This is a genomic window from Geomonas anaerohicana, from assembly GCF_016458305.1.
Taxonomy (GTDB): domain Bacteria; phylum Desulfobacterota; class Desulfuromonadia; order Geobacterales; family Geobacteraceae; genus Geomonas; species Geomonas anaerohicana.
The window spans coordinates 63537-87047 of record NZ_JAEMHL010000011.1; the positions used below are offsets into that span (position 1 = coordinate 63537).

The 23511-nt window shown below is 58.5% G+C and carries 15 protein-coding genes and 1 tRNA gene; 4 read left to right on the top strand and 12 right to left on the bottom strand.

The genetic code is table 11. From position 1 onward, the window contains the following. Positions 1 to 27: 27 nt before the first annotated feature. The 11 genes from glgP to ispG all read right to left on the bottom strand — a co-directional run bounded on the left by glgP (position 28) and on the right by ispG (position 16664). Positions 28 to 2574: an alpha-glucan family phosphorylase gene (gene glgP / locus JFN91_RS17830; protein WP_199390508.1), complete on the bottom strand. Its 2547-nt coding sequence runs from the start codon at positions 2572 to 2574 to the stop codon at positions 28 to 30. Positions 2575 to 2723: 149 nt separating this feature from the next. Then, positions 2724 to 3137, bottom strand: coding sequence for a hypothetical protein (locus tag JFN91_RS17835; protein WP_199390509.1), 414 nt, complete (start codon positions 3135 to 3137; stop codon positions 2724 to 2726). Between the two features lie 80 nt (positions 3138 to 3217). Next, entirely contained in the window at positions 3218 to 5764 is a 2547-nt protein-coding gene (gene mgtA / locus JFN91_RS17840; RefSeq protein WP_199390510.1) for a magnesium-translocating P-type ATPase, read from the bottom strand. Positions 5765 to 6508: 744 nt separating this feature from the next. Next, positions 6509 to 7336 carry an integrase domain-containing protein gene (locus JFN91_RS17845; RefSeq protein WP_199390511.1) on the bottom strand — a complete coding sequence of 276 codons (828 nt, stop codon included), beginning with the start codon at positions 7334 to 7336 and terminating at the stop codon, positions 6509 to 6511. 738 nt (positions 7337 to 8074) lie between these two features. After that, the gene (locus tag JFN91_RS17850) at positions 8075 to 8848 is read right to left on the bottom strand and encodes a metallophosphoesterase (protein ID WP_199390512.1); all 774 of its coding nucleotides are present in this window, start codon (positions 8846 to 8848) and stop codon (positions 8075 to 8077) included. A 1608-nt stretch (positions 8849 to 10456) separates the two neighbouring features. Beyond that, on the bottom strand, positions 10457 to 11680 hold the full coding sequence (locus tag JFN91_RS17855; protein ID WP_199390513.1) for a tyrosine-type recombinase/integrase: 1224 nt from the start codon (positions 11678 to 11680) through the stop codon (positions 10457 to 10459). 124 nt (positions 11681 to 11804) lie between these two features. After that, positions 11805 to 11881, bottom strand: a tRNA-Met gene (locus JFN91_RS17860). A 153-nt stretch (positions 11882 to 12034) separates the two neighbouring features. Then, positions 12035 to 12781: a 23S rRNA (guanosine(2251)-2'-O)-methyltransferase RlmB gene (rlmB, locus tag JFN91_RS17865; protein ID WP_199390514.1), complete on the bottom strand. Its 747-nt coding sequence runs from the start codon at positions 12779 to 12781 to the stop codon at positions 12035 to 12037. Positions 12782 to 12913: 132 nt separating this feature from the next. Next, a complete protein-coding gene (gene pyrF, locus JFN91_RS17870; RefSeq protein ID WP_199390515.1) occupies positions 12914 to 13636 on the bottom strand; it encodes an orotidine-5'-phosphate decarboxylase in 723 nt (240 codons plus the stop codon). A gap of 125 nt (positions 13637 to 13761) precedes the next feature. Next, on the bottom strand, positions 13762 to 15483 hold the full coding sequence (locus tag JFN91_RS17875) for a proline--tRNA ligase (RefSeq protein WP_199390516.1): 1722 nt from the start codon (positions 15481 to 15483) through the stop codon (positions 13762 to 13764). A 134-nt stretch (positions 15484 to 15617) separates the two neighbouring features. After that, on the bottom strand, positions 15618 to 16664 hold the full coding sequence (gene ispG, locus JFN91_RS17880) for a flavodoxin-dependent (E)-4-hydroxy-3-methylbut-2-enyl-diphosphate synthase (RefSeq protein ID WP_199390517.1): 1047 nt from the start codon (positions 16662 to 16664) through the stop codon (positions 15618 to 15620). 158 nt (positions 16665 to 16822) lie between these two features. Here ispG and JFN91_RS17885 point away from each other — a divergent pair, with 158 nt between their 5' ends. Both JFN91_RS17885 and JFN91_RS17890 read left to right on the top strand, forming a co-directional pair. Next, on the top strand, positions 16823 to 17476 hold the full coding sequence (locus JFN91_RS17885; protein ID WP_199390518.1) for a hydrolase: 654 nt from the start codon (positions 16823 to 16825) through the stop codon (positions 17474 to 17476). Positions 17477 to 17623: 147 nt separating this feature from the next. After that, positions 17624 to 19435: an amidohydrolase gene (locus JFN91_RS17890; protein WP_199390519.1), complete on the top strand. Its 1812-nt coding sequence runs from the start codon at positions 17624 to 17626 to the stop codon at positions 19433 to 19435. 161 nt (positions 19436 to 19596) lie between these two features. On the opposite strand, the gene JFN91_RS17895 is transcribed toward JFN91_RS17890, so the two are convergent. Beyond that, positions 19597 to 20139 carry a YbhB/YbcL family Raf kinase inhibitor-like protein gene (locus JFN91_RS17895; protein WP_199390520.1) on the bottom strand — a complete coding sequence of 181 codons (543 nt, stop codon included), beginning with the start codon at positions 20137 to 20139 and terminating at the stop codon, positions 19597 to 19599. A gap of 157 nt (positions 20140 to 20296) precedes the next feature. On the opposite strand from JFN91_RS17895, the gene rlmD reads away from it, so the two are divergent. Together rlmD and JFN91_RS17905 are read left to right on the top strand one after the other, a co-directional pair. Beyond that, a complete protein-coding gene (rlmD, locus tag JFN91_RS17900) occupies positions 20297 to 21946 on the top strand; it encodes a 23S rRNA (uracil(1939)-C(5))-methyltransferase RlmD (protein ID WP_236015236.1) in 1650 nt (549 codons plus the stop codon). A 241-nt stretch (positions 21947 to 22187) separates the two neighbouring features. Next, positions 22188 to 23402, top strand: a complete 1215-nt coding sequence (locus tag JFN91_RS17905; RefSeq protein WP_199390521.1) for an HD domain-containing protein — start codon at positions 22188 to 22190, stop codon at positions 23400 to 23402. The last annotated feature ends 109 nt before the right edge of the window (positions 23403 to 23511 follow it).

The window sequence follows — 23511 nt, forward strand, 5'->3', positions numbered from 1 at the left end:
TCCTCCGGAAAGCTGTGTCCCCCCCACTCATCGTTGCCACAGAATACGAGCGGCTTCTAGAGGTACCGCGGTGCCTGCGCGGTACGGTATCACACGCGCCGTGTAGTCCATGGCTGGTCTTGACGCAGCGACCTGTACACCATAGAGATAACCGTTTTCCGCGCCAACCAGTCTAGGGCCGCGCGTCATCTCCTTGCAAACAGGGTCGCCGCCATTGACTCCGTCAGCATACAGCTCAACCTTTACCGCATTAGGGTCGAGCCCGTTGAGATAGAGCTGAACCTCGAACGTATGCAGGTTCCCTTTCGTCACAACCTTGTCAACGCCGAAACGCAGATTACCCCACTCCCGTTTTACTGCCTTCAGCCAGTTCACTATTGCTACGCCCGCTTCTCCATTATCCGCGGCGCGCTCGCGGTAGGCCGCAGCGGCTGGAATATAGTAGCTCTCGGCATACTGTCGTACAGTACGGTTACTGGAGAATCGGGTCGTCAGGCGGGCCATACTCTCGCGTATGCGCGCTACCCATGCGGGAGGAATGCCGTTTCGGTCCCGGCTGTAAAACTCTGGGATCACATCCTGTTCGAGAAGTGTGTAGAGCGCCTCGGCCTCAGTTGCATCCCAGTCGGGGTCACAGCCGTGTTCTGCGCCGTCGCCCAGCGCCCACCCCATTTCAGGAGTGTAGGCTTCAGCCCACCAGCCGTCGAGTTCCGAAAGGTTTAGTCCACCATTGACCAGTACCTTCATGCCGCTCGTTCCGCACGCCTCCCAAGGTCGTCGAGGTGTGTTGATCCAGACATCCACCCCCTGTACAAGGTGTTCGGTCAGCAGCATGTCGTAATCACTGAGGAAGATGACGTGCCGGCTCGCATCGGGGCGCCGGATGAAACGTGTCCATTGCTCAATCATGGCCTGTCCCGCCTGGTCGGCTGGATCTGCCTTGCCGGCGATGATGAGCTGCACCGGGCGTCTCGGGTCGGTGAGGATGCGCAGGAGCCTTTCAGGGTCGTGCAGCAGCAGGTTCGGTCGTTTGTAGGTTGCAAAGCGGTGCGCGGACCCCAGCGTCAATGCGTTGGTATCGAAAATATGCTGCGCGCTCATGATCTCCTCCGGTGCTGCGGCTGAAGCGGCCAGCTGCTTGGACAGCCGTTCGCGGATGTAGCCGACGAGGGCCTTGCGGGCGTCGGCACGGAACTGCCAGAGCTTGTCGTCGGGAGCACAGCGGATCTTCCCCTCCAGGGGCTCCGTCATCCCCAGCCAGCGCTCCTTCCCACAGTATTCGGTCCAGATGACGTCGGCCTCTGCCGAATCCCAGCTTGGCATATGGACGCCGTTGGTCACATGGCCCACCGGTACTTCCACCTCGGGCCAGTGCGGGAAGAGAGACTTAAAGATGCCCCGACTCACGTTCCCGTGTAGACGGCTCACCCCGTTTACCGCTCCACTCCCTCGAACAGCCAGGTAGGCCATGTTGAAACGTTCTGAGGCATCGTCGGGGTTGAACCGGCCGAGGCACAGCAGATGGCTGGCGGGGATGCCGAGACTGTTCCTGGCATAATCGCCGAGGTAATGCTCGATGAGCTGTGGGGCAAATCGGTCAAATCCATCAGCTACCGGCGTATGAGTAGTGAAGAGGTTGCCTGCCCGGGTAACGGCTAGGGCGACTTCGAACGTTTGCCCTGTCGCTGACATGAAGCTGCGTGCCCGCTCCAGCACCGCCAAGGCTGCATGCCCTTCGTTCAGGTGGCAGACCTCGGGATTGACGCCCAGTGTCTGGAGCAGACGCCAGCCGCCGATTCCAAGAACCATTTCCTGCCTCAGACGCTGTTCTGGCCCGCCGCCGTAAAGCTCGCTGGTTACCCCCCGGTAGGCTGGGAAATTCGCGGCATCATTACTGTCGAGGAGGTAAAGCTTCACTCTCCCAACCTGGACCTGCCAGGCACGCACCCAAAGCGAGTACCCTGGCAACACGATCTCAAGCCGCAACCACTCCCCACTGGGTTCACGCACGGGCATGACCGGCAACTGTCCGGGGTCGTTGTACGGAAAGAGGGCCTGCTGCGAGCCGTGCCGGTCGATCACTTGCCGGAAATAACCTTGTTGGTAGAGGAGCCCCACGCCGACCACCGGTACGCCCAGATCGCTAGCCGCTTTGAGTTGGTCGCCAGCCACGTTGCCGAGCCCCCCGCAATAAATGGGAAGCGCTTCGCTCAGCATGAACTCCATGCTGAAATAGGCGACCAAGGTCAAGGGACTACGCGGGTGCCTCTGCTGGAACCAGGCTGGCACCTCCGCCTCGTGACGCTTGGTTTCCACCAGGTCGGCAACCTTCCCGCGAAAGGCCGGATCGTCCAAGGCTTGCTTGAGCCGGTCCCGCGAAACGGTTTGCAGAACGACCCAAGGGTTGTGGGTGAGGTCCCAGAGTCCCGGGTCGAGTTGCGCCCATACTTCGTCGGCCGCGTGGTTCCAAGACCAGCGCATATTGAGCGCCAGTTCTCCCAGGGAATCGAACCCCTCTATCTCTGTTGGGAATAGAGTGTAAATGGGGCTGCTGACTCTTTTGTGTTTGCTCATCGGTGCCGTCCCTCGGACATTATTTTCGGGTCCTGGTTTTCGCGTAATTCGGGGCCACAAGGGTTTTCGGCCCAAACAGGGTGAAATATTGCCGGGATATAAGCCCTTTCACAGCCTCCCTAAAGAGCGTCGAATCTCCTATCTCGCGATCAGTGCGGCGTGCTGCAGGACTTCAGCTTGCCATTTTCCTGGAGAAAAATTGGTTCGTATTGCGCGCAGGTCTTGCCGTCGATCTGTATCGTCTGGGAAAGATCGCAGGTTTTCAATTTGCCCGATGGGTAGAAGCTGACTTGTGAGTACTGGTTGCAAATGATGGATCCATAGATGAAAAAGTCGCTTGCTACGCAGCTTTCGAGCTTCCCGGTTTCATAAAAACTGATTGGTGCATATTGTTTGCATTTAATCCCATTGCTAGCGAAATCATCCTTCAGTGTGCATGCCTTCAATTGACCGTTCGCATGATAGGTTGTGCTACCGGTATCGCAAATTAATTGATCGACACCCAGACAGGTTCCGATATCGGTTATGAATATGATGCTCAGCATGATAATGGCGAACTTCATGATTTCCTCCTTCCATGAACTCTGTGCCCAGCCCTACTCTCTGCTCTATGCCTTTGTATCAGCGGGAAGACGAACGTGTTTTACTCCGCAGCAAAGCGGCGGAAGAACCACCTCTTCATCCCTTCCACAGCCACGAGATAGGCCAGCAGCAAGGCTGTCAGCATCAGGAAAAAGAACGCCGGCGGCGCCACAAAACCGAGATGCCTGCCGATAGGGGCAAATGGCAGCAGCGCGGCCCCTGCCACGACGGTCAGCGAACAGGCGATCAGCCACGGGTTAGGGCGGCTCTTGAAGGGGCTTTGACGGGTGCGGATGATGAAGATGACCAGCACCTGCGTGGCCATGGACTCGATGAACCAACCGGTATGGAAGAGCGCCTCTCCGGCATGGAAGAACGTCAGCATCACATAGAAGGTGAGAAAGTCGAAAACCGAGCTGACCGGGCCGATAACCAGCATGAAGTTGCGAATGAAGTTCATGTCCCAGTGCCGTGGATGGCTCAGGTAATCGTCATCTACGCGGTCCAGCGGAATGGGAAGTTCAGACACGTCGTAAAGGAGGTTATTGAGCAGGATTTGCACCGGCAGCATGGGAAGAAAGGGGAGAACGAGCGAGGCCCCGGCCATCGAGAACATGTTGCCGAAATTGGAACTGGTGCCCATCATGATGTACTTCATTATGTTGCCGAAGGTGCGCCTTCCTTCCAGGACACCGGCGTGGAGGACCCCCAGGTCCTGCTCCAGAAGGATCATGTCTGCTGCGGCTTTCGCCACGTCCACAGCGCTGTCCACTGAAATGCCCACATCGGCGGAATGCAGCGATGGGGCGTCGTTGATGCCGTCACCAAGATACCCCACCACATGACCGCGCCTCTTGAGCGCGAGGATGACCCGGTTTTTCTGGGCTGGTGCCACGCGGCAGAAAAGATTCACCTGCTCCGCCCGTGCCGCGAGTGCCGGATCATCCAATTGCTGGATATCAGCCCCGGTCAGCACCCCCGTCACGGGGAGCCCTAGTTCCTCGAAGATATGCTGGGTAACCAGTTCATTGTCACCGGTGATGATCTTGACCTCGACCCGATCCGCGGCAAGGCCCGCCAGGGCTAGTTTGGCGCTGGCCTTTGGCGGGTCGAGAAATGCTGCGAATCCGGCGAAGACCAGTTCCGATTCATCGCCCACCACGGCATGAGGATGGTCCTTCCCCACCTTTCGCGAGGCAATGCCCAGCACCCGGAAGCCCTCCCGGCTCAGGGCCTCGAATTGCCCGTTAATGGCAAGCCGCGCCGCCTCGCCGAGTGGCTGCGCCTGCGCCTCCCCGTCAGCTGCAAAGCTCACCGACAACCGAAGGATATCCTCTGGGGCGCCCTTGACGACCAGGAGCCTCTCCGTGCCGTTGTCGAGGAGAACCGAAATCCGGCGACGCTCGAAGTCGAAAGGTACCTCGTCTATCTTCTTCCAACCGCTCGCGTCGATCTCGGTGTGCTCCAGGATGGCGTCATCCAGGGTGCTCTTCAGGCCGGTCTCGTAATAGCTGTTGTAATAGGCCAGCTCCAGGACCCGCAGGCTGTCCTGCCCCAGTGGATTCAGGTGGCGTTCCAGATGGATTCGGGCCTCGGTGAGGGTGCCGGTCTTGTCGGTGCAGAAGACGTCCATGCTCCCCAGGTTGTGGATAGAGGCCAACCGTTTGACGATGACCTTCTTTGTCGCCATGCGCAGCGCTCCCCGCGAAAGGGTAACGGAGACCACCATGGGGAGCAGTTCAGGGGTAAGTCCCACAGCCAGGGCCACGGCGAAGAGGAACGATTCCAGCCAGGGGCGGTGAAAGAAGGCGTTGACCAGCAGGACGAACAGGACGAGGAGCACCGTCATGCGCATGATGAGCAGACCGAAGCGGTGGGTCCCCTCTTCAAAGGCGGTGGGGGGCGCCTTGGCCAAAAGCGTGTCGGCGATCTCGCCCAGTTCCGTGCGCTGTCCGGTACGGCAGACCAGCACCTGGGCCGTACCGCTCACCACTGATGTCCCCAGAAGAACGGTGTTGCCCGCTGCAAGAACCTGAGTCTCCTCCGGTAATTCCGCCGGTGATTTCTCCACAGGGAAAGCTTCTCCGGTCAAAAGAGCCTGGTTTACGAAGAAGTCCTTTGCCTCCAGTACCCGGCCGTCGCAGGGAACCAGGTCGCCGGCAGCAAGAAGCGCCACGTCTCCTGGTACCATCTCCGCGAGCGGAATCTCCAGGAACTTGCCATCCCTAAGCACCTGCCCGCGCACTGCCACCGACTGGCGCAGTCGTTCTGCAGCCTGGCCAGCCTGGTATTCCTGGACGAAATCCAGAGTCACACTGATGAGGACAATGGTGCCGATGATGAAGAAGCTCGTAGTGTCACCGGTGAAGGCGGAGAGCGCGCTGGCCGTAAGGAGGATGATGACCAGGGGGTTCTTGAATTTGGTGATGAATTGCAGGACCAGTGCCTTTTTACGCTCACCGTGGATAAGGTTGGGGCCGAATTGGGGCAGGCGTGAAGCCGCCTCCGTGCTGGTCAACCCCTGCGGGCTTGCGGCCAACTGTTCCAAAAGCACTGGGATGGGACATTGCCAGAAGGCGGAATCCGTTTTGTCGTCAGGTGTGAGCATGTTGAATTCTCCCCTGAGTCCTGGGTGATTAGCGGACCAAATGTCAGAATAAGGTGATCCGGTTCACGCGTTGAATCTACCGAGGGCCTACAATTGGTGGCCTCGCAATCAATGGTCATTCATTGCCTCGACAAGCTTAGCACAAAGGGATTTTCAATCTCGTTCAACCCAAGACCCGCTCGCCCTGAGCCTTGTCGAAGGGGGCAACTGACCTCCCTGCAACAGCATCACTATTGGCGCCTATGGGCAAACCGTGGGCCTTGGACAGATTATAACTCTTCTAGTTTGCTCTACATGCTGCCGGGCGAAGATTTGGAAGAAATAGTGAGAGGGCGTAGCAGGATTGTAGATCTGGCTAGCGGATAGCGTGTATGGAGATTGTATTGTTATTCAAGATGGTTGTACGGTTTGGAGCTCGGGGCTGCATTTGACAAGGCCGCAGAGCACTATACTGTCGATCGGCATCCAACTTTAACCCACCATCGGCATCTTGAGACCCACCCCCTCAATCTGTAAAGCCTCAATATTTCACAGGGGGTGGGTCACCCTTGGACGCCGATACTGGGTTAAAATTCGAAGCCGATCCACATATGATTCGCCTGCTGCGTGCCGGCACCACATCTGAATAGCTCCCCTTCCGCCGTCCCTTCATGCACAATAAAAAACGGGGCTCGCCCGCCACTGCGTTGCAGTGACAGACGAGCCCCGTTCACTTTGTGATGGCTCCGTTGCTGGATAGATTGCCTAGCGGCAGTAGTGGGAAATGACATCGATTCTGCCGTGCCCGAGATCCCTGGCAATGGCCTCGCGGTCAACGCCAGCCGCTTTCAAAGCCTGAGCGTACCCATGCCTGGCAAGGTGCGCATTCGCACCATTCTCTTTCGTGGCACCCGCGCGATGCAGGGCATTACGCTGAAAGTCATAGGCCTGCTTGAGGGTCATGCTGGCGGGGATCAAGGATTTTGCTCCTGTTTCGGCCAAATGTTGCTTAAGAGTTGCCAAGGCAGCGCCTTTTTCAGGTGTATCAACTGTAAGGCTTCGAGGCCGACCGCCTTTTGTACCTTCAATCTTGAGCAAAGTCCGGCCACGAGAGTCTTCAAAGGTGGTTTTGGAAAGAAGGCCTTCTTTCGCGCGGACGCCGAAGGCAGCGCGAAGGTCACTTGCGATTCCCAGCCACTCCGCCTTTTCATACAGAGCCTGGCGTACCTCCAGCATCTTTTCAACGTTTGGCTCTTTCGGCTGAAGACGAGTCCCGGCTCTGGAACCTCCCAATGCTCCGTTGTCTCGGGGGACGATATTAGCCTTCCCGATAGCACCGGCGAGCGTTCTCATTGCTGTAGCGTACCCGCTGATAGTTGATGGAGACAAGCCTTCAGACTTGAGCTTTTCAAATAGGTCGTTCACGAACTTGCCACCAACCTGGTCCATATGCTGGTAGCCCTTTTGGGCGGCAAATTCTGCGATACGATTAAGATTTACGAGAAGTTTTTCCCGGGTCAATGACGCGCCATTCCAATTTTTCCCTATCACGTTCCGTGCTTCCTGTTGCAGTTTCTCTGTGTGCGTTCCCATAAATTGACCTCCCGTAAGTGATGTGCTGCGGCATGCGTTCCTGATTTGGCAATCAGGAGCGCATGCCGCAGCACACCGCCTAGCCCCAGCAGATGCTGTTGAGTGTAGGTGTCTGTGGTCTTCAGTTTAGAAAACCACCGAATGCGGGCCATAGTGGTCCGCATCGCCACAGGTTTTAGCCTCGTCTCGTAAGGCGAGGATCCCCATCAGGGGCATTCCTGCGTGACATTTGCCGCCCCGATCGCGATCGGGACAGGCTGGGGATGAGTCATATGGAAACGCGCGATGCGCGGAATTGTAGGACTGCAGAGTGGCGGGAAGATCGAAATTGAGAATTTCGAAGCGCCGAATCTCTTCGAGATTCGGCGCTAACGTGTCGGCAGCATTAAGGAATTGCCTGCCGTCTCTTTCTCAACGCTTCGCTTATGAGTAAAGAGACGGCAGGTCACTCTATTCTGCGTCAACGCAGGTTGTGGTGGTAGAATAGACGGACCGCAGAAGAACCCGCGGTCCGGCAAGCTCTCGCTTGCACCAGTGCAGAGCATCAAGGAAGCATTTTGATGCCAAGGTGGAGATCATGAAGAGTGCGGTTGAATCCGGCGTGGCAGCATCCACTTAATGTATGCCAAAACAGTTTTTTGAGGGAGGGAGCCCTCCGGCAAACGCTCTACCAGAGGGCATCCTTTAGGAATTATCAGGACCACTGCAATCCCAGCGGCGACCGTCACTTCACGTGCTTCACGGTATTCCAGCCGCTGTTTTTTGCACCAGTCGCTTTACCTTATTATAGTGGCAAGTGAATTTTCCCACCTGCTTGTCGATGTGCAGGTGGCCGAAATGCCAACTCCCAAAGGTCAGTTGCTCGTATATCTTTTGCAACATATCCTCAGTGGGGTCAGGAACGCGTCCCAATTTAAGAAAGTCGGGGCGCAGACTGGCCGGGCATGTGTGGGTTATCACATGATCGACAACCCAGCCTACCCTGTCTAGGTTGCGGCAGGCATTGTCATAATCATCTTGCGTAGGCAATTCTTCCGGCCACCAATTCACCCCCTCTTTTCGGGGAGGCAGGTAGTCATAACCACCCTCCCAGCCAAGTGAGGGTAGCTTGGCGCCGAACCGGTCGCGGCTGATTGCTCCACCGAAGGCGAGGAATGTCTCCCCTTCGATTTGGAATACCTCGCCACGCTTGAGATAGAATACGTTCTTACGAATTTGGTAGGCGCGTCCACCGTACAGATTCACCAGAGGAAATTCTCCGCCAAACAGTCGCGCGAAGTTTTCATGATTCCCGTCCACGGCCAGCCAAGTAACTCGCTGCCGAAGCCGTGACTCAAGAAAATAATCTTCCTGGCGCCTATGGTTCTGGTTCAGGTGGTAATCGTGGTACCAGACTCCACCGAAATCGCCACAGCACAGCACGATGTCGCCTTTTTTCGCAGGTTTAAAATTGGCAGACGACACATGCCAAGATGTTTCGCCGCCGTGCAAGTCGCCGGTAACATAGATCATGATTGGCTCGTCATCTAAAGAGTGTGGTCCACGGCGCATAACAAGCAGCTATCGCGAACGCGCCCTCAAAGAAACAAAATCATCGCCACGTGTTCCCCAAAAGATGCTTTGGCGGAGTGCATCTTTCACCTGGCTCCGGCTGGGGAATTGTTGCCGGGAGCTGAAAATCCGTATCGGAAATAAAAATCTATCAAAAGAACAGCTTAAATTTCTCAAACTTCTGCTGCATTTAGCCCTTCCAAGATGGGCCGAAGAATCCCGGCAAGTTCCCCATGCCAGTTCTATACTATCTCGACGGTGTCACAGACTTTTTGGATAACGAAGGCTGTGAATTCTTTTCCAAGCCCGGTTTCAGGCTGATTCATCAGAGCATGCCTGAACGACTGATTGGTGAACCCCAAGGGAATCGCTGGCCCGGATATAGTTGCGTGGAGACCGTCGGGGCCGTATAGCCCTTTGCTTTTGCCGCAAAAACAAGAGCGTTCTTGCCTACGTAATGCCACGACATCGCCACACTTAATGCAATAAATAAGCTTCATCGCACTACCTCCTTAGAGAACTACCCCGCCCCCACGGCCCTAAAATACCACTGATAACCGCGTCCCTGGCTCAAAGCCCCTTATTGACGATGGTATGCGGGTTGCCTTCGCCATCATGCGGCCTAACCCAGCAGTCCACCTGGCAAGCTTGCTCGTACCCTTCCCTAGTTTGCGCGTGCAGAGCGCCCATCCTGCCAATCGCCTTGAAAAGCGAGACATTATCGATGGCTATAGAGAACCCTCGCCCGTTGACCTCTGCATGCCTTTCGTCGAGGTAGCGGCCTTTGACGCGACCGCACCGACAAGAGCGCACGTTGAGCGAGAGACTGAATATATCGCTGCACTCGGTACAAAAGACAAGCTTCATGTTGACATTACCCTTTCATGACAGCGTAAGCCACGCCTGTGTGATGACGTAATAAAACCATAGCCCGACTAATATCATCTTTGCAACACTTTTTTGCTACTAAGGCTTTTTTTGACGCGAATATACCAAATTTGGTACACACTTCATATCTATAAATTCACACTATACTTTCACAATTCAAATTTATGATAGTTTTTTTAATACCATTTATGGTGTTTTTTCAGTAACCAAAAAATTAAGTCATTGCTGGCCTGCACAATAACAGTAGCCACTACATAAGCGATGCGCTGCAGCAAGCTAGAGCAGCACGTCAGGGGAGAACTGTTATGAAAAACAATACAGGCACCAAAGAGGTCCGGCCAGGGGAACCGGTGTTTATAACGCCTGAAGAACTTGCACACCGCTGGCACTGCGCCCGAACCAGCGTGGACAGGATCGTAAGACGCGAAAACCTTTCCAGGGTCTGCCTCGGAACCGGGAGAAATGGCATGGTCCGGTTGCTTTTGAGAGAAATCCTGGCATACGAGGCGGCACGAACGGTTCGGTAATCCGAAGCGGTGATGCTTTTCAGCCTCCCCTTAGCGGAGCAGCCTTAGCGAGATCCGACGATCCCGCCAAGGCTGCTTCAAAAACATGCCAGAGTCATCCATTGCCTGACATGCATGCATGACACTCGGTACAGATCACACGCGCGAGAAACATCTAGCTATTATTGACCACCAACTTCAAGAAACCTCTTCGTGGCGGTTCCGCACTGGACTGGGACACAGCAGAAGTTGGTGAAGGCATCTCATCTGTGGGAAATTCGACGCTTTCCATAAGTGATTCCGGCATGAGGGCCGCGTAGTGCTTTCTGCATATCTCCGGAGAATTACCCATTAAACTAGATACTTTATACAAGCTTTCGCCCTTCATCGCCAACTGACTGCCAAAGGTGTGGCGATAATCCAGACAGGACCAGGACAGGCCATGCTTCGAGCTGCTCTCCCGCAGGAGTTCAGAAAAGTTATCTGGATCCCACTGTTTCCCCCGGGGAGCACAAAAGAACCAGGTCCCCGGCTTCCTTATTTCGCGGTAAGAGTCCAGATACTCCCTGAGGGTTTTACTTATGGGCACCGGGCGGTCCTCGCCGGTTTTGGGCATCCACGTTTTGCCATCGATCGTCTTCCCTCGCACCATGATGACTCCGTGGTTGCCCATGCTCCACTCAAAGTCATCAGGAGTCAGCCACAGGGCCTCTTCCCGGCGAAGACCAGCGTAGATGAAAACGGCAACCATCGTCTGAAGCTGGGTATCGTTTGCGAGCACGTCAAGCTGAGTGCGGATATCCTTAAGCTTGAGAAAGGTGATCATGCTTTTGGGTACCTTGTAGCACTTGACGTCAGCTACCGGGTTTTTCCCGCCAGGAAAGCGCACCCCACCTTCCCGCTGAGCCCAGTTGCACAAAGTGACTATGGTCTGACGATAGTGGTTGGCCGTTCTCGGAGAGACGCGCTTGTCCTTGATGAGCTCGGAAAGGAATGTGGACAGGACTTCGGCGCTGAGATGCTCGATGTGGGAGATGGAGATGATAGAGGCAGAGCCGGCACTCGGACGCTTCACGGCCTTTTGCGCGATGGCCTGGTTGCGAACCTGCAACGCTTCGCATACCGGACCGAAGGCACCGCGCAGGTAGGTGTTTATCTTAGGGATGTTCTTGTCCCTGCTGTGCCCGCTTTTGTACTTGATGTACTTCTCGAGGATGTCGCCGATGGGGGTTTTGGTGGTAAGGGGAATCTCCTCTTCGCGGAACTGAGCCGACTCGATCTGGCGCAGTTTCTCCTTCGCGACCTGGAGGGACTCCGTGTGCAGGTTCACCCTCTTCTGTTTGCCGTTGTCGTAATACTGGGCGTAGTAGGCCCTGCCCCGCTTCTTCAGACTTGCCATAAAAAAATCCTCCGCAAGTCCTATTGTGCAGGCCAGAAACCCCTTTCCCGCGGACGGGGTACAAAAAAGGGTACAGGCATGAAAAAAGGGACTTGCAACGATGTGCAAGTCCCTGATTTTCTTTTGGTTGCGGGGACAGGATTTGAACCTGTGACCTTCGGGTTATGAGCCCGACGAGCTACCAGACTGCTCCACCCCGCGTCATGTGCAACTCGACCGTTATACTACAGCGGGCATACCAAGTCAATGTAAACATTTCGTAAAAACATTTAACAGGGATAAAGGGGATAAAAGGGATAACTGCAAAATCTTTGGGGCGAATGATTATTCGCCCCTACAAAGGCCTTTGCTTTATTACTTCTTCACAACAAGGCGCTGACGCACGACTTCGAAGAGGAATATCCCTCCGGCGACGGACGCATTCAGGGAGTTGACGCCTCCCTGCAGCGGGATACTGACGACTTCGTCACAGCCCTTTCTCACCAGGGGACGAATGCCCTCCCCTTCCCCACCGATGACCAATGCGACTCGTCCGGTGAAGTCCTGCTGGTACAAGGTGCTCTTGGCGGAACCGTCGGCTCCGTAGATCCAGAAGCCGCCCTTCTTCAGTGTTTCCAGTGCCTGAGAGATGTTAGTGACCTGTACCACGGGCACGGTTTCGGTGGCACCGGCGGAGGACTTCTCGACTACGGCGGTGACGCCTGCGGCTCGGTCCTTGGGGATGACCACGGCGTGGGCACCGGCACAGGCTGCGCTGCGGATCAGGGCGCCAAGGTTATGGGGGTCCTGCACGCTGTCCAGAACCAGGATGAGTCCATTCTGGTTGCCTTCCAGTCCTGCCAGCACGTCGTCCAGATCGGCGTAGGGGAAAGGCTCAACTTTGAGAGCGACGCCCTGGTGGTGCTCGGTGCCGCATAGACGGCTGAGATCGCCTTTCTCGCGCTGGCGCACCGGGACTTTCTTCTCGGCGGCCAGTTTCAGTAGCTTCTCCAGGCGTTTGTCGGCGCTGGTGCCGGCGACGAAAAGCTCGAAGATGCGACGGCTGCCACGCAGCGCTTCGGTGACCGGGTTCAGGCCGTAGATGATTTCTTCTTTGGACATAGTTCCCTCAAAATGGTTGGAGCTTCCTGACATGAGTTTTTCCTGCTCATGGGAAGCTCCTGGGTTACTGCAACGCCCTCACCCCTGCCCCTCTCCCAAAGGGCGAGGGGAATGTGGACGGTGGACTCCGGGTTAGCCGGCGACGATTTCGTCGACGATCTTCTGGGCGGCTTCGGCCGGGCTCTGGGCGGCGGCGATGGGACGACCGATGACCAGGTAGTCGGAACCTGCCTTGACTGCTTCGGCCGGGGTCATGATGCGCTTCTGGTCGTCGGCGGAGGCGAAGCTGGGACGGACGCCGGGGGTGACCACCAGGAAGTCTTTGCCACAGGCTTCCCTAATCAGCCCTACTTCCTGCGGGGAGGCAACGACGCCGTCAACGCCGGCGCTCTTGGCGAGTTTCGCGAGCTTGACCACCATCTCGGGGACCGGCAGATCGATGCCGATGCCGCGCAGGGTCTCTTCGTTGGAGGAGGTGAGCACGGTGATGGCGAGGACCTTCGGGCGCTCCGTGCAGCCGCTGAAGTTCTTGTCCAGCTTCTCCATGGTCGTGTTCATCATCTCGTAGCCGCCCATGGCGTGCAGGTCGCAGAGCTGGACGCCGAGGTTGGCTGCTTCGAGGGCTGCCATGGCGACGGTGTTCGGGATGTCGTGGTATTTGAGGTCGAGGAACACTTCACCGCCGCATTTCTGGATCATGCGAACCGCGGCGGGGCCGCAGGCGGTGTAGAGCTGCTTGCCGACCTTGAACATGCCGACGTGCCGGGAAAGGAGCTCCGCCCAGTACTGCACGTCGCTGAATTCCTTCACGTCCATGGCAAAGATAATCTTCTTGATCGCTTCTTCTCTTGTCATGTCTCAGTCCTTATCTAAAAGCTCACCACAGAGGACTCGGAGGTCCACAGAGGTCACAGAGGAAAGCAATACTCGTTTCTCTGTGTCCTCTGAGAACCTTTGTGTCCTCTGTGTTCCGCTTTTTGTTATGCCTGCAGTGCCTCTTTGACGGCTGCTTTTACCTTGGCTACGGCTTCGGCTATGGGCAGGATCTCTACCTCGCCGCCCCTTCTCTCCTTCAGCTCGACCTTGCCTTCTGCCAGGGTCTTGGCGCCGACGACGATGCGCAGCGGGATGCCGATCAGGTCTGCGTCCTTGAATTTGAAACCGGGACGCTCGTCACGGTCGTCGAGCAGCACTTCCACGCCTGCTTCCATGAGCTCGTTGTAGATCTGCTCGGAGGCGGCTTTCACTTCGTCGTCTTTCGCGGAGAGCGCGGAGACAATGCAGTGGAACGGCGCGATCGGGATCGGGAAGATGATGCCGTTCTCGTCGTGGTTCTGCTCGATGCAGGCGGCGACGGTACGGCCGATGCCGATGCCGTAACACCCCATGAAGATGATCTGCTCTTTGCCGTTGGCGTCCAGGAAGCTCGCGTTGAGCGCCTTGGAGTACTTGGTCCCCAGTTTGAAGACGTGGCCGACTTCGATGCCGCGCCAGATCTCCAGCTTGCCGCTGTCGCAGCGCGGGCAGGGATCGCCGATGACGACGTTCCTGATGTCGACGTACCCTTCCACCTGAAAGTCGTGGCCGATGTTGACGTTCTTCAAATGAGTGTCGGCGGCGTTGGCGCCGGTGACGAAGTTGTGCATCCCCTGCAGCGAGAGGTCGGCGACGACCTTCACCTTGCCCACCAGGCCGACCGGGCCCGCGTAGCCGGTGGGTGCGCCGGTCACCTTAAGGACAACATCGTCTTCTGCCATTTCCAGCTCGGCGGCACCGAGGTGGTTCTTCAGCTTGATCTCGTTGAGATCGTAGTCGCCCCGCAAAAGCGCCACGACCGGCTCGCCGTCGGCGACCACAATCAGGGTCTTCACCACCTGGGTCGCGTTGACGCCGAGGAAGGCGGAGACGTCTTCGATGCTCTTCTGCCCCGGGGTGGCGACGTGCTCCATCGGGCGCGGATCGGCGTGCTCTATCGCGTCGCTCTTCCTGGTCTCGGCTTTTTCCATGTTGGCCGCGTACTCGCAGCAGGAGCAGGAGACGATGGCGTCCTCGCCGGAGTCGGCGAGGACCATGAATTCGTGGGAGTAGTTACCGCCGATGGAACCGGTGTCGGCTTCGACGGCGCGGAACTTAAGGCCGCAGCGCTCGAAGATGCGGCGGTAGGCCTTGTACATCTTCTCGTAGGAGACGTCAGCACCCGCCTCGTTCACGTCGAAGGAGTAGGCATCCTTCATGATGAACTCGCGGCCGCGCATAAGGCCGAAGCGCGGGCGGATCTCGTCGCGGAACTTGCCCTGGATCTGGTACAGGTTGATCGGCATCTGGCGGTAGCTGCGGATCTCCTTGCGGATCAGGTCGGTGATGACTTCCTCGTGGGTCGGTCCCATGCAGAACTCGGCGTCCTTCCTGTCTTTGAAGCGCAGCAGTTCCTTGCCGTAGAATTCCCAGCGCCCCGACTCCTTCCAGAGTTCGGCCGGCTGCACGGCGGGCATGAGGAGTTCGATGGCCCCGGCCCGGTTCATCTCCTCGCGGACGATCTGCTCCACCTTGCGGATGGAGCGCAGCCCCAGCGGCAGGTAGTTGTAGATGCCGGCGGCAAGTTTACGGATCATGCCGGCGCGCAGCATCAGCTTGTGGGAGATGACCTCCGCGTCAGAGGGGGTTTCCTTGACGGTGGGGATGAAATACTGGGAATAACGCATTGGGTTTACCTCTAAGTGAATTTAAGAGCGAAAAGCATGAACACAGAGGACACTGAGGTCCACAGAGGTCACAGAGGCCCCAAAAAGGTTTTCTCTGAGTCCTCTGTATTCCTCTGTGACCTCTGTGGTGAGCTTTAAGGTTTTAGCACTTCCTCAATCAAGGCATCGGCAAGCTTGTCCTGGGGGACTTTGCGCAGGATCTCGCCGTGCTTGAAGAGGAGCCCTTCTCCCCTGCCGCCGGCGATGCCGAAATCGGCTTCACGCGCCTCGCCGGGGCCGTTCACGGAACATCCCATGACGGCCACGGTGATGTTCTTGTCCAGGTGCGCCAGGCGCCGCTCCACTTCTTCCGCAACGGGAATGAGATCGATCTGACACCTGCCGCAGGTCGGGCAGGAAACGAAGTTGATGCCGCGCTGCCTGATCCCCAAACACTTCAGTATGTCGTAGGCGACGCGCACTTCGTGCACCGGGTCGCCGGTGAGCGAAACGCGCATGGTGTCGCCGATCCCCTGGTGCAGCAGGATGCCCAAGCCGACGGAGGACTTGATGGTGCCGGAAAAGATGGTGCCGGCCTCGGTGACGCCGATATGCAGCGGGTAATCCACCGCGTCCGAGAGGAGCCGGTACGCCTCCAGGGTGCGCAGCACGTCGGAGACCTTGATGGAAATCTTGATCTCGCGGTAGTTGAGTTCTTCCAGGATCCTCACGTGCCCCAGGGCGGATTCGACCATCGCTTCGGGAGTGGGATGCCCGTACTTGACCAGGAGCTCCTTCTCCAACGAGCCGCCATTGACACCGATCCGGATCGGGATCTGACGCTCGGCCGCAGCCTTGACAACTTCGGCCACCTTCCAACGCTCGCCGATGTTGCCCGGGTTCAGGCGCAGGCCGTCGACGCCGGATTCCAGGGCTTGCAGAGCCAACTTGTAGTCGAAGTGGATATCGGCGATGAGCGGCAGCGGGCTGCCCGCCTTGATGGCGGCCAAGGCCTGGGCGGCATCCATGTCGGGCACCGCGCAGCGCACGATCTCGCAGCCAGCTTCGGCTAGACGCCCTATCTGGTCGAGGGTCGCAGCCACGTTTCTCGTGTCGGTGGAACACATGGACTGTACGGAGCAGGGAGCGCCGCCACCGATCGGCACGTTGCCTATCTTTATCTGCCGGGTGAGCTTTTTCATAGCGGGACATAGTAGCTAAATCTATGGGGAAAAGCAAGGAGGATCACCCCCCACCGTCACTGCGGGCGGCAGCGGCGACTGGCAAATTCCTGCGCCACTAATTAGCGGGAGGACTATACTGGGCCTATTGGAGGTAAAAGACACAGGAGGTAGCTGTCATGAGTAAACTGGATCTGCTGAACCCAACCAATAGCACGGTCATCTTCATCGACTTCCAGCCTCAGATGACCTTCGGCGTAGCCAGCATCGACCGGCAAACGCTTTTCAACAACGTCATGATCCTGGCTAAGGCCGCCAGGATCTTCCACGCACCCACCATCCTCACCACCGTCGAGACCAAGAGCTTCTCGGGCAACATGTGGCCCCAACTCCTGGACATCTTCCCGGACAACGACATCATCGAGCGCAGTTCCATGAACTCCTGGGACGATCCGAAGTTCGTGGAAGCAGTGCGGGCGACGGGGCGCACCAAGCTGATCATGGCCGCGCTCTGGACCGAGGTCTGCCTCGCCTTCCCTGCCCTTGAGGCCATGAAGGCCGGATTCGAGGTCTATGCGGTGGAGGACGCATCGGGCGGCACCAGTGTGGCCGCGCACAATGCTGCCATGCGCAGGATCGAGCAGGCCGGAGCGGTGCCGATGACCTCGCTCCAGGTGATGCTGGAGTACCAGAGAACCTGGGCCCGCAAGGAAACGTACGACGATGTCATCTCCGTGGTGAAGGAACATTGCGGTGCCTACGGGCAGGGGGTCGAGTACGCCTACACCATGGTGCACGGTGCACCCGCCAGCAGGCACAACAGCGGTCTGTAGGCTGTTAGCTGTTCTCAGGCCAGCCCCCTCCCTAGCCCTCCCCCTCCAGGGGAGGGGACTTAAAGGATGGTTGCTGGCTATACAAAGGGCTGTACTTCCAGCAGGCAGGGGCTCAGTCCCCTGCCTGTCTCTTTTGGGAGGCAAGGCATGAAAGGACCGGATCTCATTATACATAACGGCAAGATCAGCACGCTGGACGCCCGGAACCCGGACACTTCTGCGATCGCGATGAGCGGCGGCAGGGTGGAGGCTCTCGGCGGCGAAGAACTGACCGCGACAGCGGATGACCACACGCAGTTGATCGATGCGAAGGGGCGCCGGGTGATCCCCGGGCTGAACGACTCGCACATACACGTCATCCGCGGAGGACTGAACTTCAACATGGAACTGCGCTGGGACGGCGTGCCGTCACTCGCGCTGGCGCTGGAGATGCTCATGGAGCAGGCGAAGCGCACCCCGCCGCCGCAATGGGTGCGGGTCATTGGCGGCTGGACCGAATTCCAGTTCGCGGAGCGGCGCATGCCCACTCTCGATGAGCTGAACCTGGCGGCGCCAGATACGCCGGTCTTCATCCTGCACCTGTACGACCGCGCCCTGGTGAACCGCGCTGCGCTGCATGCACTCGGCTACGGGAAGGACACGCCAGATCCTCCGGGCGGGATGATCGAGCGGGATAGAAACGGCAACCCGACCGGACTCTTGATCGCCAAGCCGAACGCCATGTTGCTCTACGCGAGCCTCGCCAAGGGGCCGAAACTCGGCTTCGAGGACCAGGTGAACTCGACGCGCCACTTCCTCAGGGAGCTGAACCGGCTGGGCCTCACCAGCGCCATCGATGCCGGCGGCGGTTTCCAGAACTACCCCGACGACTACCGCGTTATCCAGCAGTTGGCCAAAGTGGGAGAGTTGCCGCTGCGCATCGCGTACAACCTGTTCACGCAGCACCCCAAGGGTGAGCTGGCCGATTTTTCCCAGTGGGTCACCATGACGCAGCCGGGACAGGGGGACGATTTCCTACGCATGAACGGGGCGGGCGAGATGCTGGTGTTCTCGGCCGCCGACTTTGAGGATTTCCTGGAGCCGCGCCCGGACCTCCCGGTGGTGATGGAGGAGGAGCTTGCCGCGGTGGTACGGCTGCTGGCGGAGAAGCGCTGGCCGTTCCGTCTGCACGCGACCTACAACGAATCCATCACGCGTTTCCTGGACGTGTTCGAGGCGGTGAACCGGGAGATCCCGTTCAACGGATTACGTTGGTTCTTCGACCACGCCGAGACTATCACGGCGAAGAACCTGGAGCGGGTCAAGGAACTGGGGGGCGGCATCGCCATCCAGAACCGGATGGCCTTCCAAGGTGAATACTTCCTCGACCGGTACGGTGAGCGGGAAACGGCGCATACCCCGCCGGTGCGCAGCATGATGGCGATGGACATACCGGTGGGTGCCGGCACCGACGCAACACGGGTGGCGAGCTACAATCCTTGGCTGTCTCTTTACTGGTTGGTCAGCGGGCGCACCATCGGCGGCACAGTGCTCTATCCCGAGGCGAACCACCTGAGCCGCATGGAGGCGCTCAGGCTGTACACCGAGGGGAGCAGCTGGTTTTCCAGTGAGGAAGAAAAGAAAGGGAACCTCACACCTGGGGCCTTGGCGGACCTGGCGGTGCTCTCCGCCGATTACTTCGAGATCCCCGAGAAGGAGATCAAGGCGATCGAATCGGTGCTGACCGTGGTCGGCGGCAAGGTAGTGTACGGCAGCGAAGAGTTCGGCAACCTGGTGCCGCCGCTGCCGGTGAGCCCGGACTGGTCACCGGTGAGACGTTTCGGCGGCTACCACCACGGCGACGCGGCGGCTTCCCTCGCGGCGCACAAAGAGGCAGAACCGGCGCACCGCCACACACGCATCTGGCTGCCGAGCCAGCGGCGTTTCTGGGACTTGGGCTGCGATTGTTTTGCTTATTAGCCCCCGGCCCCGCCTGCTGCGGTCTTTTGTCGGTGAGAAAACCACCTCCCCCTGGAGGGGGGAGGCTGGGAGGGGGGAAACCGGATTCAGCCGCTACTCTCCCCCTCCCTGTCCCTCCCCCTCCGGGGGCGGGAACGCTTCGGCAACTTTCTCAGAACGCCTTAGCGATGAGCGTAGACTCCGAGGAGTTCGGCCTGCGCCAGGATCTTGCCGCGCATGGCAAGGTCGAGCTCCTTCCTGGTGCTGTTGGCGGGAAGGTTGAGGCGCTCTGAGAGCGCGTAGAGACGGAAATAATAGCGGTGCTGCCCGGACGGCGGGCAAGGACCGCCGTAGCTTTTGCGCCGCCAGCTGTTCTCTCCCTGTTGCGCCCTGCGTGGGATCGCCCCTTGGGCAATCTGCGTGGTGGCCGGATCGATATTCCAGAGCACCCAGTGTGCCCAGGTTCCCCCTGGGGCATCGGGGTCGTCCATGATGAGGGCGAGTGACCTCGCTTCCTTCGGTACTCCCGCGATGGCGAGCGGCGGGCTGGCGTTGGAACCGTCACAGGTGAAGGTGGCGGGAATGCTGCCGGAGTTACTGAACGCGGTACTGGTCAGCTTCAACTGAGACACTTTGGTCTCCCTTGCTTCCTTCGCCTGCAACGTTACGGCACACGATAGAGCCAGCACGATGGCACACAACAACCTCTGCCTGAAACCGATCATGGTATACCTCCCCGTCTGTGAAAGCGTTGCCCTTCCCGCTCTTTGCGCAGTGACACTTCGGCACCACCGCTGAGTGTAACTTTTGAGCGGTACTCTGCAAGCTCCCCCGACAATTCGGCGGTTGACATGGCTTGCTTTTCCCTTTAAGTATGAAGGCATGAAAAATACCAGAAAACCAAAGCAATTCTCCGACAGTTCCAAACCCTTCCGCAAAGAAACATCCACCGCACCCACGGCGAAAAAATCCGCTGCGAGGCCCGAGCGCTCTGCAACAGCCGACCCCGGCAGCGGGAAGAGCGCCCGCCCGGCTGCGCACAAGCCGCGCGATCAGCGCGAGCAGCGCGAGCACGCGGCCGCGAAGGGTATGAAGAAGACCGACGCAAAAGGTGCCGAGAGGCAGGCAACGGGAAAGAATGCCCGCCCGGCCCGCGCCACCGAAGATCGCCAGCCCGCGCTGCATAGCGGGCAGGTGCTGGAAGTCCAGATACAGACCAACAACGACGAAGCCTACGGCGTCGCCTACCACGAGGGGACCAGGATTCTGGTCGCCGGGGGACTCGCCGGCGAAACCCTGGTGGTGAAGATCACCTATGTCGGGCGCAGGGAATCCTTCGCCAACATCATAAAGATTCTGAAGAGGTCGCCCGACCGCGTCCCCTCCCCCGCCTGCACTATGGGCAGGGCCTGTGACGGCTGCGGTCTGATGCAGATGCGCTACCCGGCTCAGCTCACCTGGAAGAAGGGGCTGGTCACCAGGCAGATCCGGAAGTACCCGTCGCTCTCCGAGGCGGTGATCCACGACACCATGGCCTCGCCCAACGAGCTCGGCTACCGCAACACCGCCAAGCTGGTGGTGGCGGGCAAGCACGGCGACCCGGTGATCGGCATCTATCGGCGCAACAGCCACGATGTTTTGGAGATCGCGGACTGCGCCCTGCACCACCCGCTGATCAACAAGGTGGTCAAGGCCGCCAAGGCGGGCATCAAGAAGGGGAAGGTACAGATCTACAACCCGAAGAGCGAGATGGGACTGTTGCGTTACCTCGTGGTGCGGGTGGCCGAGCCGAGCAACCAGGTGATGGTGGTGTTCGTTACCACCGACCAGGGTTACAACGAGATGCACCACCTGGCCAAGTTCATCCAGCAGGCGGTGCCTGAAGTAGCCGTGGTGGCGCAAAATATCAACACCTCTACCGGCAACGTCATCTTCGGCCACAAGGATCGCTCCATCACCAAGGCGCAGACCTTGAAGGCCTACATCGGTGACAAGAGTTTCAACCTGTCGCCGCATTCCTTCTTCCAGGTGAACAGCGGCGCGGCCCGCATCATCTACGAGAAGGTACGCGAGTTCGCGCGCCTGACCGGCAAGGAGCGGGTGATCGACCTCTACTGCGGCATCGGCGGCATATCGCTGTTCCTGGCCGACAAGGCCCGCGAGGTGGTGGGTATCGAAGTCGTAGATGCGGCCGTCGCCGACGCCACCGCCAACGCGGCCATGAACCGCGCCGAAAACTGCAGCTTCGAGGCCGGCGACGCCGTGCATCTTATCGACGAGATCGGCGAGGAAGGCGGCGCCGACCTGATCGTGCTCAACCCGCCCAGGAAGGGGTGCGACGAGAAGGTGCTGAAGAGCGTGGCAGCTATCAAGCCGCAGCGTATCATCTACGTCTCCTGCTCACCCGAGACGCTGGCGCGCGACCTGGATATCCTGGCGCAGCTCGGCTACAAGACGCTCGAAGTGCAGCCGGTGGACATGTTCCCGCAGACGGTGCACGTCGAGGACGTGGCGCTGCTGGAAAAGGTTTAAAGCCTAAAAGCCCTAACGCAAAGACGCGGAGGCGCCAAGGCGCAAAGAGTAAAGAAGACAGGCTTTGGGAATTTCTCGAAGCCTTTCTTTTACATTTCTGATTTGTCTTTCCCATTTTTATATACTTAACGCAAAGACGCGGAGCCGCAGAGTCGCAAAGGTGAAAGGAAAAAGGACATTCTTTGCACCTCCGCGCCTTGGCGTCTTTGCGTTAAGTGCTTTTTCTGCTGATGAGGAGCCTATGCAACGGTTGATTGCTGCGTTGAAGAGCTTTTTCCCGGAGCACCTGCACTCCTCCATCTTCATGGTAGGCGGCATGGTGCGGGACGTCTTGCTCGGGGTCGAGTGCCAGGACGTGGACCTGGCGGCGGCGGTTCCCGTCTCGGAACTTACCGCGCTGGGCTTTCGCCTGGTGCAATCCAAAAGCACCCCCAACATCTACTTCCGCTTCAAAGAACCCTTCGGAAAAATCGAGATCACCTGGCTCCCCACGCTCGACGCCCTTCCCGACGATCTCTCCCGACGCGACTTCACGGTTAATGCCATGGCCATGTCGCTGGACGGCAAACTCTCCGATCCTCTCGGCGGCCAAGCGGACCTCCAGCGACGCACCCTGCGCTGCTGCAGCCCCACCAGCCTGACCGACGATCCGTTGCGCATCCTGCGCGCCTTTCGCTTCGAGTGCGAGGGGTGGCGCCTGGATGCGGAGGCGGAAGCGATCCTGAAAAGCCGGGATTGGTCAGAGGATCTGCAGCGGATACCGGTGGAGCGGTTTTCCCAGGAGATGCTGAAGGCGATCGCCAAGGAGGACCCGTCCCGCTTCTTCCGCCGCATGGTGGAGTTCGGGATCGGCGACAACTTCCTCCCCGAGATCTTCCGTATGGCGGCAATCACCGCGGGGCCACCCCAGCACCACCCCGAGGGGGACCTGTTCACCCACTCGCTGCAGGTGCTGGAACGGATGGCACAAATGACGCCGGACCCTACCGCCCGCTTCTGCGCCCTCTTCCACGACCTGGGCAAGCTGTACACGCCGCCGGAACTCCACCCCAAGCACCACGGACACGACGCGCTGGGCGCCGAGCAGGTGCCGGCCTTCTGCAAAAGGCTGCGGCTACCGGTCTCGCTGCAACGCGCGCTGCAGTCGATCAACAGGCTGCATAACAATGCCAACCGGTGGAAGGAACTGCGCGACTCAACGAAGATCAGGCTGGCGATGGATGCCATCAAGGGGGGGATTCAGGATTTTCTGCCCTTGCAGGTGGCGGCGGACTATCATGCCCAGATGCCGGGGTGGGAGGATGCGCTCAAGGTGGCCGGCATGAACGCCGCACAGTTGGGCATCGACCCGGCTTTATTAAACAATAAAGAGGTAGCACCCGATAAGTTGCAACAGATCATCATGCAGCACAGGGTGCGCGCTCTGGCAGAGCAGAGCAGGACCCGGCCAGAATAAGGCAGCAATCAGTTCCGAGGAAGTTATGAACAGTGTCGACAATCGGTCCTGGCGGGAAAGGCTCGTCACATCCTCCATCCGCACTCGCTTGCTGCTGATGGTGCTAGCA